Source organism: Pedobacter cryoconitis, from assembly GCF_001590605.1.
Taxonomy (GTDB): Bacteria; Bacteroidota; Bacteroidia; order Sphingobacteriales; family Sphingobacteriaceae; genus Pedobacter; species Pedobacter cryoconitis_A.
The window spans coordinates 3,748,663-3,763,662 of record NZ_CP014504.1 but is presented as its reverse complement, the minus strand read 5'-3'; the positions used below and the strand labels follow the sequence as shown (position 1 = coordinate 3,763,662).

The window sequence follows — 15,000 nt, the reverse complement described above, 5'->3', positions numbered from 1 at the left end:
AACTTCAAACATAGCACGTTTGTTGTTGTTCTAAGGCTAGTAAACTAACTGTTTAGAATTGATCTGATATTTTAAATCTCAATCATATGCCAAAAAAAGTAGTCATTATAGGTGGTGGATTTGCAGGAGTAAACCTTGCGAAAAAACTAGCGGGTAATGAATCATTTGATATAACCCTTGTAGACAAAAATAATTATAACTTTTTTCCGCCGCTGCTATATCAGGTAGCTACTGGTTACCTGGAAACCTCTAACATCACTTATCCGTTTCGTAAGCTTTTCCGGGGAAAGAAGAACTTTATGTTCAGACTGGGAGAACTGGAAGAAGTTTTACCACAACAAAAGCAAGTTATCCTTTCCACGGGCACTGTTAACTACGATTACCTCGTTTTTGCCACAGGTTGTGAAACTAACTATTTCGGAATGGACAATGTCGCAAAGCATGCTATCCCGATGAAAACAGTTGCTGATGCGCTGCAAATGCGCAATACCTTATTAGAGCGTTTAGAAGAAGCTTCCCGCTCAACAGATCCCGTTGAGCGTAAAAAGCTGCTGACTGTAGTTGTTGCAGGTGGCGGCCCCACAGGAGTTGAGATCTCAGGAATGTTTGCCGAAATGAAACGGACGATCCTGGCTAAAGATTATCCTGAACTTAAAGGCGCAGATGGTGAAATCCATCTTGTCGACGGACTAAAATCAGTACTTGCCCCAATGAGTGAGAAATCACAGCAATACACATATGATACCTTGACCAAAATGGGTGTCAAAGTAAAGCTGAATGTGATGGTGAAAGATTTTGTAAACGATACCGTTCATTTCGCTGACGGAAGTACAATTGAAGCTAAAAACCTGATCTGGGCAGCCGGAGTAACTGCAATGACTTTTAAAGGTATGCCAGAAGAAGCTTACGGAAAAGGCAAAAGACTACAAGTTGATGAATTCAACAAAGTAAAAGGGCTGGAAGATATTTATGCCATAGGTGATACCTGTATCCAGTTAACCGACCCCGGCTTTCCGCAGGGACATCCGCAATTAGCACAAGTTGCCCTTCAGCAAGGAGATAATGTAGGTAAAAACATGATCCGGGTAGAGGAAAACCAATTTCCTAAAGCATTCAGTTATGTAGATAAAGGCACCATGGCGATTATCGGAAGAAATAAAGCCGTTGCCGATCTGCCAAAACCAAAGCTGTTTTTCAGTGGATTTATTGCCTGGGCGATGTGGTTATTTATCCATTTGATCTCTCTGATAAATTCGGGAAACAGGATCAAAACTTTATACAATTGGATGATTGCTTACTTTACCAAAGACCAATCCTTAAGGATGATCGTCAGACCGGCAAGCAAGAAGCTATAAAGCTGCTAATATTACAATTATAAGGCAATTCTTGCCCCTTGATTTATGGCTTCATAAGCCATAACTATTACATTTGCTACATGGATGATTTCTTAGCCGCACGACTCCAAATGGCCTTTTCATTAGGCTTTCATATTGTTTTCTCCTGTATCGGAATGGTGATGCCATTCTTCATGTGTACTGCCCACTATCTTTGGTTAAAAAGAAAAAAAGCAGTATACCTCGATGTCACTAAAGCATGGAGCAAAGGAGTAGCAATTTTCTTCGCCACCGGTGCAGTTTCAGGAACCGTATTGTCTTTTGAACTCGGTCTGCTCTGGCCTAAATTTATGGAACATGCAGGCCCGATCTTCGGAATGCCATTTTCATTAGAAGGAACAGCCTTTTTTATCGAGGCCATCGCTCTAGGATTTTACCTGTACGGATGGAACCGTTTTCATCCCTGGTTTCACTGGTTTACCGGTGTAATTGTAGGGATCAGCGGATTACTGTCAGGTATCCTTGTTGTTGCAGCCAATGCCTGGATGAACAGCCCTGCAGGATTTGATTTCGTCAACGGGCAATACCTGAATATAGACCCAATGAAAGCCATGTTTAATGAAGCTTGGTTTTCACAAGCACTCCACATGTGTGTTGCCGCCTTTGTCTCCACAGGATTTGCCGTTGCAGGAGTTCATGCCCTGATGATTTTAAAAGGCAAAAATGTAAACTTTCATCGTAAAGCATTTCAGATCGCAGCCATATTCGGAACTGTAGCCGCTTGTCTTCAACCTATTAGTGGTGATATTTCAGCAAAGGATGTTGCAAAACGGCAGCCCGCAAAACTTGCTGCCATGGAAGCTCACTTTCATACCGAAAAAGGAGCCGGGTTAATCATTGGAGGAATTCCGGATACCGCGACTAAAACTGTTAAATATGCACTGGAAATACCTAAAGCCCTAAGCTTTATGGCTACCGGAGATTTTAATGCAGAAGTTAAAGGACTAGACCAGTTTGCTAAAAAAGATCAGCCGCCAGTTGTAGTGGTACACTATGCCTTCCAGATCATGGTAGGGCTCGGGATGGCTATGCTAGGCCTGGCCGTGATTTACTTTATCGCACTGATTAAAAAGAAAGGCTGGGCTGAAAGTAAATGGATGCTCAAACTATTTGTTATTGCAACTCCAATGGGTTTTCTTGCACTTGAAGCAGGTTGGACAGTTACAGAAGTGGGCCGTCAGCCATGGATTATTTATGGCGTGATGCGTACCGCCGATGCAGTTACCCCAATGCCCGGAATTGCTTATTCATTTTATCTGTTTACAGCCGTTTACATTTCACTCGCCATCATTGTGAGTCTGTTGCTATTCCGCCAGATCACGATGGTTGATAAACTTTATGATTCTTCCACTGATAAAAAAATACAATAGCATATGGTATACGTCGTAATAATTTTCCTGTGGACTGCCATACTGTTATACATCTTATTGGGGGGAGCTGATTTTGGTGCCGGAATTATAGAACTATTTACTTCCAGGGCTAACAGACCGAGAATGCGTAAAAAGATGTATGAAGCCATTGGCCCGGTCTGGGAAGCCAATCACATGTGGCTCATCATTGTGATCGTTATCCTTTTTGTCGGTTTTCCTAAAATCTATACTACCGTTTCCATTTATCTGCATATCCCGCTAGTTTGTATGTTAATGGGGATTATTGCCAGGGGAACAGCCTTTGTTTTCAGGAATTACGATGCCGTAAAAGATGATATGCAAAAAGTATATACTCCAATATTCGTTATTTCCAGTGTAGTTACCCCTTTCTTTTTAGGGATTATAGCTGCAAGCGCTGTATCGGGACAAATCGATCTGCAGGCTAAAGATTTTCTTTCAGCATATGTCTTTAGCTGGTTAAGCTGGTTCTCAGTTACTGTAGGCATCTTTACCGTTACTATTTGTGCGTATCTGGCCAATGTATTTATCATTGGTGAAGCAGAAAACGAGCAGGACAGGCAATTATTTACCCGGAAAGCAAGACGTACTATTTTTGTGGTTATGGCAGCAGGAGGCTTGGTATTCTTAGCAGCACACTCAGAAGGCATTCCTTTGTTAAACTGGATATTTAGTGATGTTCCGGGAATTATAGCATTGATTATGGCTACCATTTCACTTGTTATTACCTTTGTCTTACTGAACCGGAATAAACCGATTATATTACGCTTATTGGCGGGTTTTCAAGTGACCATGATCCTTTTTGCCGCTACTTACAGCCATTTCCCGGATATTATCTTACTTAAAGGCGGAGACAATCTTTCTTTACTAACTCACCAGGGACAATTCAAAACAATAGAAACTTTAGGTTATGCACTGCTGATTGGCAGTATTTTTATTATACCTGCATTGGTTTATCTGATTTACAGCTTTCAGCAAAAAAAAGGTAATACCGAAGCACATTAAGCCTGCTAAAAAGGCGTTAAATATTATTTATGGAAGAGACTAATTTTTCAAGGCTCAGTAAACTAACAGCGGGAGATTACGAAGCATTTTTATACGACTGTGATGGTACATTAGCCGACAATATGCCAGCGCATACCGAAACTTATGTGGCCATAGCCAAGCAATACAACGTAGCTATGGATCCCGCAATTATAGATGAACTTGCAGGCTGGCCTATTTTCAATGTCGTAGAAGAATTGAACAGGCGTTACCAGGCTGATATGGATCCGGCAGAATTCACTGCCAGAAAAGCAAAACTTTACTTTGAAGAATATTTGAGTAAAGCACAGCCAATCACCTATGTTGTAGACCATTTAAAAGCGAACGCAGCTAAAGTACGTATTGCTGTAGTTTCTGGTGGAGATCGCAGGGCTGTTCAGCATACGCTGGAGGTAGTTGGCGTAAGTGACTATGTAGAAGCTATGGTTTGCGCTGGAGAAACACCAAGAGGTAAGCCTTTTGCAGATCCATTCCTCAAAGCAGCGGAACTATTGGGTGTTGACCCTAAAAAATGCCTGGTGTTTGAAGATGGAAAGCCAGGAACAGATGCCGCTGAAGCAGCCGGAATGCACTGGGTAAGAATCGATCAATTTAAGTTCGGATAATATATAAATGAAAAGGTCAGGGACAGCAGATTTACCGCTTCACTATGGCCATATTCCGAAATGGCTTTCCTTAAGGATGTCACGTCTTGGACTGGCTATCACCGAAGCTATTATTACAGAATATGGCACTGCCGAAGTATTGCGCAGGTTAAGTGACCCGTTTTGGTTTCAAAGCCTGGGCGCGGTCATGGGAATGGACTGGCATTCTTCTGGCATTACGACCTCTGTAATGGGCGCTTTGAAAAGTGCAATTAACCCACTTTCCAAAGAACTGGGTATATATATCTGCGGAGGAAAAGGTAAATCTTCCCGTCAAACCCCTCAGGAATTGCTGCATTACAGTGACCATAACGGACTCAATGGAACTGAACTGGTGCGTTGCAGTAAACTGAGTGCTAAAGTAGACAATACAGCTATACAAGATGGTTTTCAACTGTACATGCACAGCTTTATTGTCAATACGGATGGTTTATGGACAGTTGTTCAGCAAGGTATGCAAGACGGAAGTTCCACCGCCCGCCGTTACCACTGGCATTCCGCAGAAATGAATTCTTTCGTAGAAGATCCGCATACGGCGATTTGCGGGGTTAACCAGGGAACAATAATGAATATGGTCACTCAGGCAGCGCAACCTGCCCGTTTATCCATGCTATCTATGACTACAGAACATCCTTCGCGTATGATTGCTGAAATACAGCATCTCGTTTTGCCAAACCACCATGAGGTAAAAGCTAAAGATATAGACCTGAAACGTCTTGGTGCGATGTTGTGGCTCACGCATGAAAAACAACCTGCCGATTTCGAAGAATTACTGTTGCTCGAAGGGATGGGGCCAAGAACTTTACAATCTATGGCTTTAGTTAGTGAGGTAATTTACGGTACACCTTCCCGCTTTAAAGACCCTGCCCGTTTTTCTTTCGCACATGGAGGTAAAGACGGACACCCTTTTCCGGTACCGCTGAAAGTCTATGACGAGACCATCAGTGTTTTAACAAAGGCAGTTAACAAAGCTAAAATAGGGGCTTCTGACAAACTGCAGGCGATTCAAAAACTAGGCGAATTATCCCGTCAGGCAGAAAACGATTTTGTTCCAAATAATAATTTTGAGGAACTTCTTGAAAAAGAACGGAATAACTCCTGGAAGTATGGAGGGAAAACGATTTTTGGCGATGCTAAACCGCCTAAAGGAGGTCAATTAGATCTGTTTTAAACATTATTTCTCTATATTTAAGCGAGCCGGGTTTAATTTTAGAAAAACCATTAAACTATAATTGACGTTTGTTGTCATAAATGCGTCAGCATACACTGAATCTATCATATTTTTAAAGCTATAATGAGTTATTGGCAACGAGGTTTATGCCTTATCTATATTTTTCTTTTTTCGAGCTGTGGAATCCTGATGAAAACCAGGGCAACAAATCACCATGGGGTTGAAACTGATGACTTTAATCTCCCGGTAATTAATTACCCAAGTGCTATTCCTTCTTCCAAAAGATTACTCCTTCTTTTCTCGGGAGACGGAGGGTGGCTGGATTTTGAAGATCAGCTGTCTACTGGTTTTGCACAGAAAGGATTTCATACGATTGGCTTTAATTCCAGAAGCTATTTCTGGGATGGCAAAACGCCGCAGCAAACGGCAGATGATATCGCCTTATTAATTTATAAATATTCCACACTTTACAATACCAGGGTAATTTATCTGGTTGGTTATTCTTTTGGCGCAGACGTTGTCCCTTTCATCTATAACCGCTTACCAGAGGCGATGAAAAACAAAGTTGTCGCATTGGAGCTGATGTCCCCTTATTTCACCTCAGATTTTAAGGTACATACCTCCGATCTGCTGAACTTAGCCGGCGATGACAGGCAATATAAGGTTCAGCCCGAAATTGAAGCTGTAAACGTCCCGATTTTCTGTTTTTACGGAAAGAATGAAGACCCAAAGCCAATGGAGAAATTGCAGAAAAAGAATTTTACATTAAAGATCTTACCGGGCGATCATCATTATGATGTTTCCTCTCATCAGGAAATTTTTAAAGCATTACGCGGATTAAGAAGAAACCAATTTTTTAGAGAACACGGATTATGGATGCTATAGTAATTACAGAAAAAGGTGGGCCTGAAGTTCTTAAGTTAGAACAAGTAGCTAAACCTGTACCCCAGGGAAACGAGGTTTTGATTAAAATACATGCTGCGGGCTTAAACCGGAGCGATATCATTTCAAGGAAGAGCAATCCCTATGGAACAGACACTGTCAGGGAAATTCCAGGACTGGAAATTTCTGGTATTGTGGAAGCTACCGGCCCCGAAGTGAAACGCTGGAAAACCGGTGACCGTGTTTGTGCGTTAATTGCTGGCGGTGGGTATGCGCAATATAGAGCTGTAGATGAAAGGTTATGTCTTCCTGTACCTGAGGGCTTATCTTTTGAAGAAGCTGCAACTTTGCCCGAAACCATTTTTACTATCTGGTCTAATGTATTTAAAGATGCAGCTTTTAAAACCGGTGAAAACTTCTTGATTCACGGTGGAACCAGTGGGATAGGGGTAACTGCTATACAAATGATTGTGGCTATGGGTGGAAAAGCTTATGCAACGGCCGGTACTGTAGAGAAGTGCCAGTTCTGTGAAGACCTTGGCGCAACTATGGCTGTAAACTATAAAACAGAAGACTTTGTGGCGCTGCTTAAACCTGTTGGAATTGATGTGATCCTGGATATGACAGGAGGGGAGAATACTTTGAAAAACATGGAAATTCTGAACCCTGATGGACGGATTACTTTCATTAATGCGATGAATGGTTCTAAATCGGAGATCGATATTTTGCAGATGATGAGTAAACGGCTGATGCTTACCGGAAGTATGCTTAAACCGAGAACAGATGATTATAAAGCATTGCTGGCAGCGGAGATTGAGCAAACAATCTGGCCACTGATCACAGCAGGAAAAATAAAACCAATCCTTTATAAAGTGTTTCCACTAGCAGAGGCCGGAGATGCACAGCAATTGATGGAAAGCAGCACACATATCGGCAAAATTGTATTAAAAGTAGAATAACCGATAGCTATCCTCTTAGAAAAGTAATTTAATTATTTAGGGTCTGAAAAAACAATTGGTAGGTGTAAAAACATATCAATTACTAATTACATTTGTGATTAGATCATAAGAAAAACAGCAATGAATCACCATATCGCAAGAATACAGCAGGTTATCGAGCCGCTAAGACAAGAAATTATTAATCATAAAGTTTATTCAGTAATCAATAATCTGGATGACTTGAAAGTTTTTATGCAATACCATGTTTATGCGGTATGGGACTTCATGTCATTGCTTAAATCCTTACAAATTGGTTTAACCTGTACGACTACGCCGTGGTTTCCTGTCGGAAATGCAAATACAAGATATCTGATCAATGAAATCGTTGCTGGTGAAGAATCTGATGTAGATGGAGCGGGTATCCGGAAGAGTCATTATGAGATGTATCTGGAAGCGATGGCACAATGTGGTGCTGACATTACAGCTATCCATAAATTTGTAGAGAATTTAAAAGAAACAGAATCACTGAGCACTGCTTATGAAGCAGCAGGAGTACCGCAGGAAGCACGTCAGTTTGTTGACTTTACTTTTAAGGTTATTGATGGTGGAAAATCTCATTTGCAATCTGCTGCTTTTACTTTTGGCAGAGAAGATCTGATCCCACATATGTTTATCTCGATCGTAGGCGATTTAAATAAGAAATTCCCTGATCAGTTATCCCTGATCAAATATTATCTGGACAGACATATTGAGGTGGATGGAGACCACCATAGTCATTTAGCGCTGGAAATGACTGCTGAACTTTGCGGAGATGATGAAGCAGCTTGGAAAGCCGCAGAAGAGGTTACGGTAGCTTCATTACAGCAAAGGATCAACTTGTGGAACGGTGTTTATAACGAGATTACAGGGGCTAAATAGTCAACATAAAACATAAAAAAACCTGCAAAGTAATTTGCAGGTTTTTTTATGCACTTGAATTTTATTGGAAGGTTGAGCTAAGAACTGCGTTCTCAATCGCTGTTTTATCTTCAACGTTATCAAAGAACCAGGTCATCGTAAAGAGATAACCTTTTCTATAGGCAACTATGGATTGATTTACGCCAGTATAGCCGTCCCTAGTATAAATTATTGATCTGAAATCTTGTGAACCAACTGTTAAAGTTTGAACCTTGGTATCCATTTTAACTGATGGATAAGTTTTCTTTAATACTGTCAAAATGTTCCTGGTGAAATCATCAAGATTCTTTACGCCTTTATTGGCTAATGAGACACTATCTTCAATCATGCTTCTAAACATTGGACCTGTGTTGTCACCTTTGCTAAAGCTTATCAATTGAGTGGCTCCAGAATCATTAAGTTTGTGATTGGCAGTTTTTTCTAAACGTTTAAACAATTCTGCTTTATCTTTTGAAGTTTCTATGTGCCAGCCCGCAGGCACGTCCATGCTCCATCCAATTATCTTATTATTATATTTACCATTTACCAGGCTTTCTGTCTGAGCTGATAAACTGAAGTTGACGAATAATAGTAAGGCTATTATAAATTTTATCTTGTTATACATTTTTAGGTTTTAATAATTGTATTATTTCTTCTTGATTGTCCCAAAATGACGGAACAAAATATAATCTTTTGTTACCATCGAATTTAAAAGTAAAAATTTTATCATCCTTAAATGCCATCTTAGGGTTTAATTCTTCATTGATAAGAATTTTGTCTTTAGTAGTCTCAAAATTATATTTTTGCCCTTTTAATCCTTTAGAACAAACAAAGATCACTTTGTCGTTTGTTAATTTAATTTCTGTAATGGTATATCTTACTATGGACAAAAGCTGTATCCCCCTAATAATAAATATTTTTACAATAAGGACTACACCTACAAACGCACCAACTAAATAACCTTTCCTCCCTGGCGGAGTGGATAAAGAATTTATAAATACAACAATTCCTAATAGACCAAAAATAATTGGCACAAAAACAAATAAACTTTTCTTGATTCTCGTTACGAAATTTTCAAGAAACAATAAGCCATCAAGGTTTATATTGAAAAAAAGCATATTTTAGTTGGTGCTATATTGATACGCAGAATAAGTTGAATTAATAGCATCCAGGGTAAAATAAACAGTGAATTTGATTTGTTAAATGGTTGTAAAACACGAAAATCAATAACTGATTGATCTTGTCTTTGTTTCGAATATATATTCTTCTCTATTATTATCTGCAATGACTTTATACATAAAATTTACTCGAGCATTATTAGGATATATTTTTTTAAAATCGCTAATTAATTTTAATCCTTTTTCTCTTTCCCTAACAACAAAAAACAGTAATGAGTAACTGGCATTGTCTTGTATTTCTTGCTCGGACATACCAGTAACACACTTAATATTTAATTTACCCAAATAGTTTTTCACCATTTCATAATCTTTATCAGATAAAACTATTTCCTTGTTTTTTTCATACAGGATACCTCTTTTAATTCTCATATCCTGATCATCAGGATGTCTTGCTAACCATGTACTACAAATATCAATTTGCTCTTTTTGAAAACCTATTTTAGCTGAATAAGGTTTTTCGTTCAGTGATTTTATACAATCCAGTAGATTCAAATACGATCTTTTATAATCAGGATCAAGGTGAATAACTCGTTTTAAATCCTTCTTTACAGAGATAAGTGCAGATTCCTCAACTTTACCAATATTTATTTGGGAAAGTATCTTAGAGGCATCGTTATTTATCTTCTTTACTTCACTATTTGATGTTTTATAATTATAATCAAATTTTTTCTGTGCACAGGCAAAGGAAATACTGAAACCTAAGATTAAAAAGGTCAGGACAGAGATGAATAGATTTTTTTTTATTGGATACAGCTGCATAAGGAGTTAATAAAACTAAATTGATTCTTTTTCTATATCAATAGTTTGAATCTTTTTATAAGTTTCTACAAGTTTTTTATCATTTGGAAATGCTTTACAAAGGCTTTCCATTGTATTTAAAGATGTTTTTTTCTCTCCAATTAGCAGGTAAGTATATGCGTTAGATACTATGGCAGCTATTTCCTTTTCTGATAGCTTATTACTAATTTTTATATGCGCTTTGACTAATCCGTCTTTAACGAACTTGAAATCTTTGTCTGCGAGGTTCTGTTTTTGAGTACGGTGATAGATAATACCTCTTCTTAATCGTACATTCATATCATTGGGATGATTTCTAAGCCATTCCGAGCAGGTATTGATTATTCCCCGTGGCTCATGTAACATTTGATAAGAACCCATTAAAATCTGATAGGCTACAAATCTGCTGCTGTCTAACTCGATCGCTTTTTTTGCCAGAATAATACTTTTCTTAAGATTGCCATTTTTTTGAGCTAAGCTTCCATCCCCAACATCATACATCAAGTCACCAGCCTGATTAATCAATCTCTGAGCTTCAGCTTTTTGAGGGGTGCTGTTTTGACCATACGAAATGCCTGCGATAGAGAGAAATAGTGCAACTGTTAATAAGATTCTCATTTTTTGACTAATGTTGAATTAATTCAATTTATAAGAGTAAGAACCTATAGTGTTTCTATAGATTCTTACTGCAGTTTATTAAAAACCTGTGGTTTCGTACATGCTTTTCTCTATATCCAAATTTTGAATTTCTTTATTGGCTTGAGCAATTTTTTTATTAGCTGGAAATGCTTTAGAAAGACTATCCATTGAATTTAAAGAAGTTTTTCTATCTCCAATTAAAAGATAGGTATATGCATTTGACACAATACCAGCTATTTCTTTCTCTGATAGCCTATTCGTAATTTTTACATGTGTTTTAGCTAATCCATTTTTAACAAATTTGAAATCCTTATCTGCAAGTTTTTGTTTTTGGATACGGTGATAAATAACACCTCTTCTTAACCGTACATTTAAATCGTTGGGATGATTAATTAACCATTCCGAGCAAGTGTTTATACTTCCTTTAGCATCCTTTAGCATCATATATGCACCAAATAGAAGTTCATAAGCTACAAATCTGCTAGTATCTAATTGAATCGCTTTTTTTGCTAAAGAAATACTCTGTTTAAGGTTATTATCTCTTTCTGTTATGTTGCCAGGTTTATAAAGTAAATTACCTGCTTCATTAATTAATCTATTAGCTTCAGCTTTTTGAGGGGTGCTGTTTTGACCATACGAAATGCCTGCGATAGAGAGAAATAGTGCAACTGTTAATAAGATTCTCATTTTTACTATTCCTCATTGTTGTCCCTAACGAAGGTGCAAAATATAATTTATCTTTGCATTCTAATTAAAAACAAAGACTTTTTGCCCTAATCCCTAATCATACAAATAAGTCCTTTTGAACTTCAAATCTGATAATTTGACATACCCAAAAAGTTGCTTCCCATTGGACATGAGGGTCGCAAAACCCCATTCGCCTTCAAAAATTTCCTCAACGTTAATGACCTCAGGAGTATTAGCAAAACCTTTCTTCCTTGATTTATCATCTGGTTTGCTATAGAAATAACAAATATCCGTGGAAACAATATATTCCCCGGTTACATTATCGGCAATCTTGGCGTAAATGCCATTGAAGCGATCTGTAAGTTGATAATTATTGCAATCCTGGAAACTGGCTTCTAATGAATCCTTCAAAAATTTAAGAGATACTTTGCACAGCAGTGATTTTTTCTCTGCCTTAATAGTGGTTTTATTATCTGTCAATATTCCTTTTCCCGTAAACTGACCATAAGTCCCAGCCTTATTGTTCCAATTAGCCAGCACGTTTACTTCCACCTGATCGTCTGTTCTCCTAACTGATATATTGCTCGAAGTACCTTTCTCCTTATTTATTAATTTATAAGTAGCTGACTGAGAGAACATTTTTTGCGAGGAAAATAAAATGACGATAATAAAGATATATTTCATTAATTATTAATATATAATTTAACTTTTAATCTGATCAAAGATAACAAACACTGCTAGCTATATGTTTTGAAGAATGGCTTTTATTTTTTGTGCAGATTAGCTAGATTGGGCCCTATGAATATAACGATAAGAGAAATTCAGCCGCAAGATAATGCTGCAATGGCGATTATTCTAAAAAGAAGTCTGGAAGAATTTGGTCTTAACATTCCAGGTACTGCCTATTTTGATGAAAGTACAAATCATTTGTACGAGTCATTTCGGGTAGCAGGAAGCAAATATTTTGTTGCTGAACAAGGAAATGAAATCTTAGGTGGAGTAGGACTATACCCTTCGAAAGGACTTCCTGAAGATACTGTTGAGCTGGTGAAAATGTACCTTGCTTCAGCACATAGGGGCAAGGGACTCGGGAAGATACTAATGCAAAAATGTATTGACTTAGCCGGAGAACTGGGTTACAAATATATTTATCTCGAATCAATGCCAGAACTCTCCGCTGCAGTTTCTGCTTACGAGAAGCTGGGATTCAGTTTGTTGGATAAACCGATTGGTGATACAGGTCATTATTCCTGTTCAATTTGGATGTTATATACGATTATATCTAATTAAATCTGCCGCATCTTATTTGAGTCAATTGAATGTCTTTCTGCTAAGAATTTGTTTAGGAGGTTAATGAATAAATTGAACGGGATTTTAATATATAGAATGAATTTATGCGTTTAAGTAGATTTCAAGCCCTCTTTAAGTTAGGAGGGTTTGGCCTAAATCAGATTGTTCAGTCTATGCAACATAAATAGATGTAGTAAATGGCACGCTTGTAGATAATTTAATTAATAGTGTAATAAAATACACATTTATTTAAATAGCTACTTAATCCTAAGCCATGCTTATACTCATCGGAATCTTTTCTGTAAAGACAAATCTCCTGCCCGCAATTAGTGTTGCCGGTAACCGGGAAAAGGAATTGATCAAAGATCTGAAATTAATGGATATGAGAGCATTTACTTTCCTGTATGCGCAATATTCACCGGCTTTGTTAGCTATCATTATAAAGATTGTAAAATCCAGAGAAACCGCAGAAGACGTATTGCAGGAAACTTTTACGAAAGTGGCTTCCAAAATTGTTCAGTACGATGAAACTAAAGGCCGGTTATTTACCTGGATGGCAAGAATTGCAAGAAATAAAGCTTTTGATCATATCAAAGGGCGTAGTTCTACTAACAGCGCCAAAAATATAAAAATAGAAGAAATCATGGACTTGGTAGAAATGAATAACTATTGTTATTACAATACTGATACTATTGGGATCGGACAATTGACGACAACATTAAATCCCTTTCAGAAAGAAGTACTTGATCTGGTCTATTTTCAGGGCTATTCACATGCTGAAACTGCAAAAATTCTTAACATTCCAATTGGTACAGTCAAGACCAGGATAAGGATTTCGATCCTGACACTGAGAAAATATTTCACGATTCCATTGGTGTTTGATTTATAATCATTTTTTTAATATTGGCTAACAGACCCGATAAAAATTAAAATTTACTAATCGAATTTTAATGGAATTCTAATTTAAACTATCTCCTGATCTTCAGATCCTATAACTATGAAATTTAAAACTCATATTTATGAAAAAGATTGCGAAAATTAGTCTTTTGCTATTAGCAATGACTTTTGCCAGGACTGTTGCATTCGCGCAGATCAGTGTAGGCATTAATATATCTGCAAGAATTGCTCCGCCAGCACTTCCGGTTTATTCACAACCTCCTTGTCCGGCCGATGGTTACTTATGGACTCCTGGCTACTGGGCCTATGACGATGCAGATGGCTATTACTGGGTACCAGGCGTATGGGTGCATCCTCCACGTGCTGGTGTATTATGGACTCCTGCCTACTGGGGCTTTGACGGTGGAGTCTATAGTTTTCACTCTGGCTACTGGGGGCCGCATATTGGTTTTTACGGTGGTATCAATTATGGCTATGGTTATAGTGGTTCAGGCTTTTATGGTGGGAGATGGGAGGGAGGATCCTATAGATATAACACAGCCATCACTAATGTAAATACTACTGTCGTTCATAACACTTATATCAATAAAACAGTAATTAATAACAATATAGTAAATAACAACCGTACAAGCTTTAATGGTCAGGGGGGAGTAAATGTGCAGCCTCGTGAAGAAGAACGCAGGGCAATGAACGAAAATCATATACAGCCAACTGCCTCTCAATTAGCTCATCAGCAATCGGCTGGAAAAGATCACAATCAGTTTGCTAATGTAAATCACGGTAAGCCTGCAAATCCAGCAATGGACAGGATACATGGGAATGGAGCCGGGAACAATCATCAGGCTAATGAAAATAATCCAATGAAAAATGACAGGCAGATTAACGGAAATAGTCCTTTGAAAGACGACAGGCTGGCTAATGGAGCTAAATCACCTCAACAGTGGCATCCTGGGATAAGCAGACATTCAAATGCTATGCAACAACAGCAATCAAATCATATGCAACAGCCAAATCATATGCAACAGCCACATCCTAATCAACAACAGCACCGCATGCAACAACATCATCCGCAACGTGAAGCCCACCAGCCACATCAAGGTAACCCGCATCGGGAAGAAAGGGGACGTAGATAGCA

17 protein-coding genes are annotated in these 15,000 nt (G+C 38.3%); 11 read left to right on the top strand and 6 right to left on the bottom strand.

Annotation, left to right across the window (positions count from 1 at the left end; translation table 11 throughout):
• The first annotated feature begins 86 nt into the window (after positions 1-86).
• The 8 genes from AY601_RS15515 to AY601_RS15480 all read left to right on the top strand — a co-directional run bounded on the left by AY601_RS15515 (position 87) and on the right by AY601_RS15480 (position 8,379).
• Positions 87-1,355 (top strand): NAD(P)/FAD-dependent oxidoreductase, encoded by a 1,269-nt coding sequence (locus tag AY601_RS15515; protein ID WP_068402686.1) that lies wholly within the window; start codon positions 87-89, stop codon positions 1,353-1,355.
• 80 nt (positions 1,356-1,435) lie between these two features.
• A complete protein-coding gene (locus AY601_RS15510) occupies positions 1,436-2,764 on the top strand; it encodes a cytochrome ubiquinol oxidase subunit I (protein WP_068402683.1) in 1,329 nt (442 codons plus the stop codon).
• A 3-nt stretch (positions 2,765-2,767) separates the two neighbouring features.
• The gene (locus AY601_RS15505; RefSeq protein ID WP_068402681.1) at positions 2,768-3,787 is read left to right on the top strand and encodes a cytochrome d ubiquinol oxidase subunit II; all 1,020 of its coding nucleotides are present in this window, start codon (positions 2,768-2,770) and stop codon (positions 3,785-3,787) included.
• A 29-nt stretch (positions 3,788-3,816) separates the two neighbouring features.
• The gene (locus AY601_RS15500) at positions 3,817-4,431 is read left to right on the top strand and encodes an HAD family hydrolase (protein ID WP_068402679.1); all 615 of its coding nucleotides are present in this window, start codon (positions 3,817-3,819) and stop codon (positions 4,429-4,431) included.
• Positions 4,432-4,438: 7 nt separating this feature from the next.
• Positions 4,439-5,641 carry a DUF763 domain-containing protein gene (locus AY601_RS15495; protein ID WP_068402677.1) on the top strand — a complete coding sequence of 401 codons (1,203 nt, stop codon included), beginning with the start codon at positions 4,439-4,441 and terminating at the stop codon, positions 5,639-5,641.
• Positions 5,642-5,830: 189 nt separating this feature from the next.
• Complete coding sequence (locus AY601_RS15490; protein WP_068402676.1) at positions 5,831-6,526, top strand: AcvB/VirJ family lysyl-phosphatidylglycerol hydrolase; 696 nt, start codon at positions 5,831-5,833, stop codon at positions 6,524-6,526.
• Positions 6,514-7,482: an NAD(P)H-quinone oxidoreductase gene (locus AY601_RS15485; protein ID WP_068402674.1), complete on the top strand. Its 969-nt coding sequence runs from the start codon at positions 6,514-6,516 to the stop codon at positions 7,480-7,482. Before AY601_RS15490 ends, AY601_RS15485 begins: the two co-directional genes overlap by 13 nt.
• Before the next feature lie 120 nt (positions 7,483-7,602).
• Complete coding sequence (locus tag AY601_RS15480) at positions 7,603-8,379, top strand: DUF3050 domain-containing protein (RefSeq protein WP_068402672.1); 777 nt, start codon at positions 7,603-7,605, stop codon at positions 8,377-8,379.
• 61 nt (positions 8,380-8,440) lie between these two features.
• Here the strand turns inward: AY601_RS15480 and AY601_RS15475 are convergent, their stop codons facing one another.
• From AY601_RS15475 to AY601_RS15450, 6 genes are all read right to left on the bottom strand, one after another.
• Positions 8,441-9,022 (bottom strand): hypothetical protein, encoded by a 582-nt coding sequence (locus AY601_RS15475; protein ID WP_068402670.1) that lies wholly within the window; start codon positions 9,020-9,022, stop codon positions 8,441-8,443.
• Positions 9,015-9,515, bottom strand: coding sequence for a hypothetical protein (locus tag AY601_RS15470; RefSeq protein ID WP_068402668.1), 501 nt, complete (start codon positions 9,513-9,515; stop codon positions 9,015-9,017). Before AY601_RS15470 ends, AY601_RS15475 begins: the two co-directional genes overlap by 8 nt.
• Before the next feature lie 105 nt (positions 9,516-9,620).
• Positions 9,621-10,334 carry a hypothetical protein gene (locus tag AY601_RS15465; protein ID WP_068402666.1) on the bottom strand — a complete coding sequence of 238 codons (714 nt, stop codon included), beginning with the start codon at positions 10,332-10,334 and terminating at the stop codon, positions 9,621-9,623.
• A 15-nt stretch (positions 10,335-10,349) separates the two neighbouring features.
• Complete coding sequence (locus AY601_RS15460) at positions 10,350-10,970, bottom strand: tetratricopeptide repeat protein (protein ID WP_068402664.1); 621 nt, start codon at positions 10,968-10,970, stop codon at positions 10,350-10,352.
• A gap of 78 nt (positions 10,971-11,048) precedes the next feature.
• A complete protein-coding gene (locus AY601_RS15455) occupies positions 11,049-11,678 on the bottom strand; it encodes a tetratricopeptide repeat protein (protein ID WP_068402662.1) in 630 nt (209 codons plus the stop codon).
• Positions 11,679-11,771: 93 nt separating this feature from the next.
• Positions 11,772-12,362: a hypothetical protein gene (locus tag AY601_RS15450; protein ID WP_068402660.1), complete on the bottom strand. Its 591-nt coding sequence runs from the start codon at positions 12,360-12,362 to the stop codon at positions 11,772-11,774.
• A gap of 114 nt (positions 12,363-12,476) precedes the next feature.
• Between AY601_RS15450 and AY601_RS15445 the strand changes: the two genes are divergently transcribed.
• The 3 genes from AY601_RS15445 (at position 12,477) to AY601_RS15435 (ending at position 14,998) form a co-directional block, all read left to right on the top strand.
• On the top strand, positions 12,477-12,968 hold the full coding sequence (locus AY601_RS15445; protein ID WP_068402658.1) for a GNAT family N-acetyltransferase: 492 nt from the start codon (positions 12,477-12,479) through the stop codon (positions 12,966-12,968).
• A 274-nt stretch (positions 12,969-13,242) separates the two neighbouring features.
• Positions 13,243-13,857 (top strand): RNA polymerase sigma factor, encoded by a 615-nt coding sequence (locus tag AY601_RS15440; protein WP_068402656.1) that lies wholly within the window; start codon positions 13,243-13,245, stop codon positions 13,855-13,857.
• 130 nt (positions 13,858-13,987) lie between these two features.
• Positions 13,988-14,998, top strand: coding sequence for a YXWGXW repeat-containing protein (locus tag AY601_RS15435; protein WP_068402655.1), 1,011 nt, complete (start codon positions 13,988-13,990; stop codon positions 14,996-14,998).
• Positions 14,999-15,000: the final 2 nt, after the last annotated feature.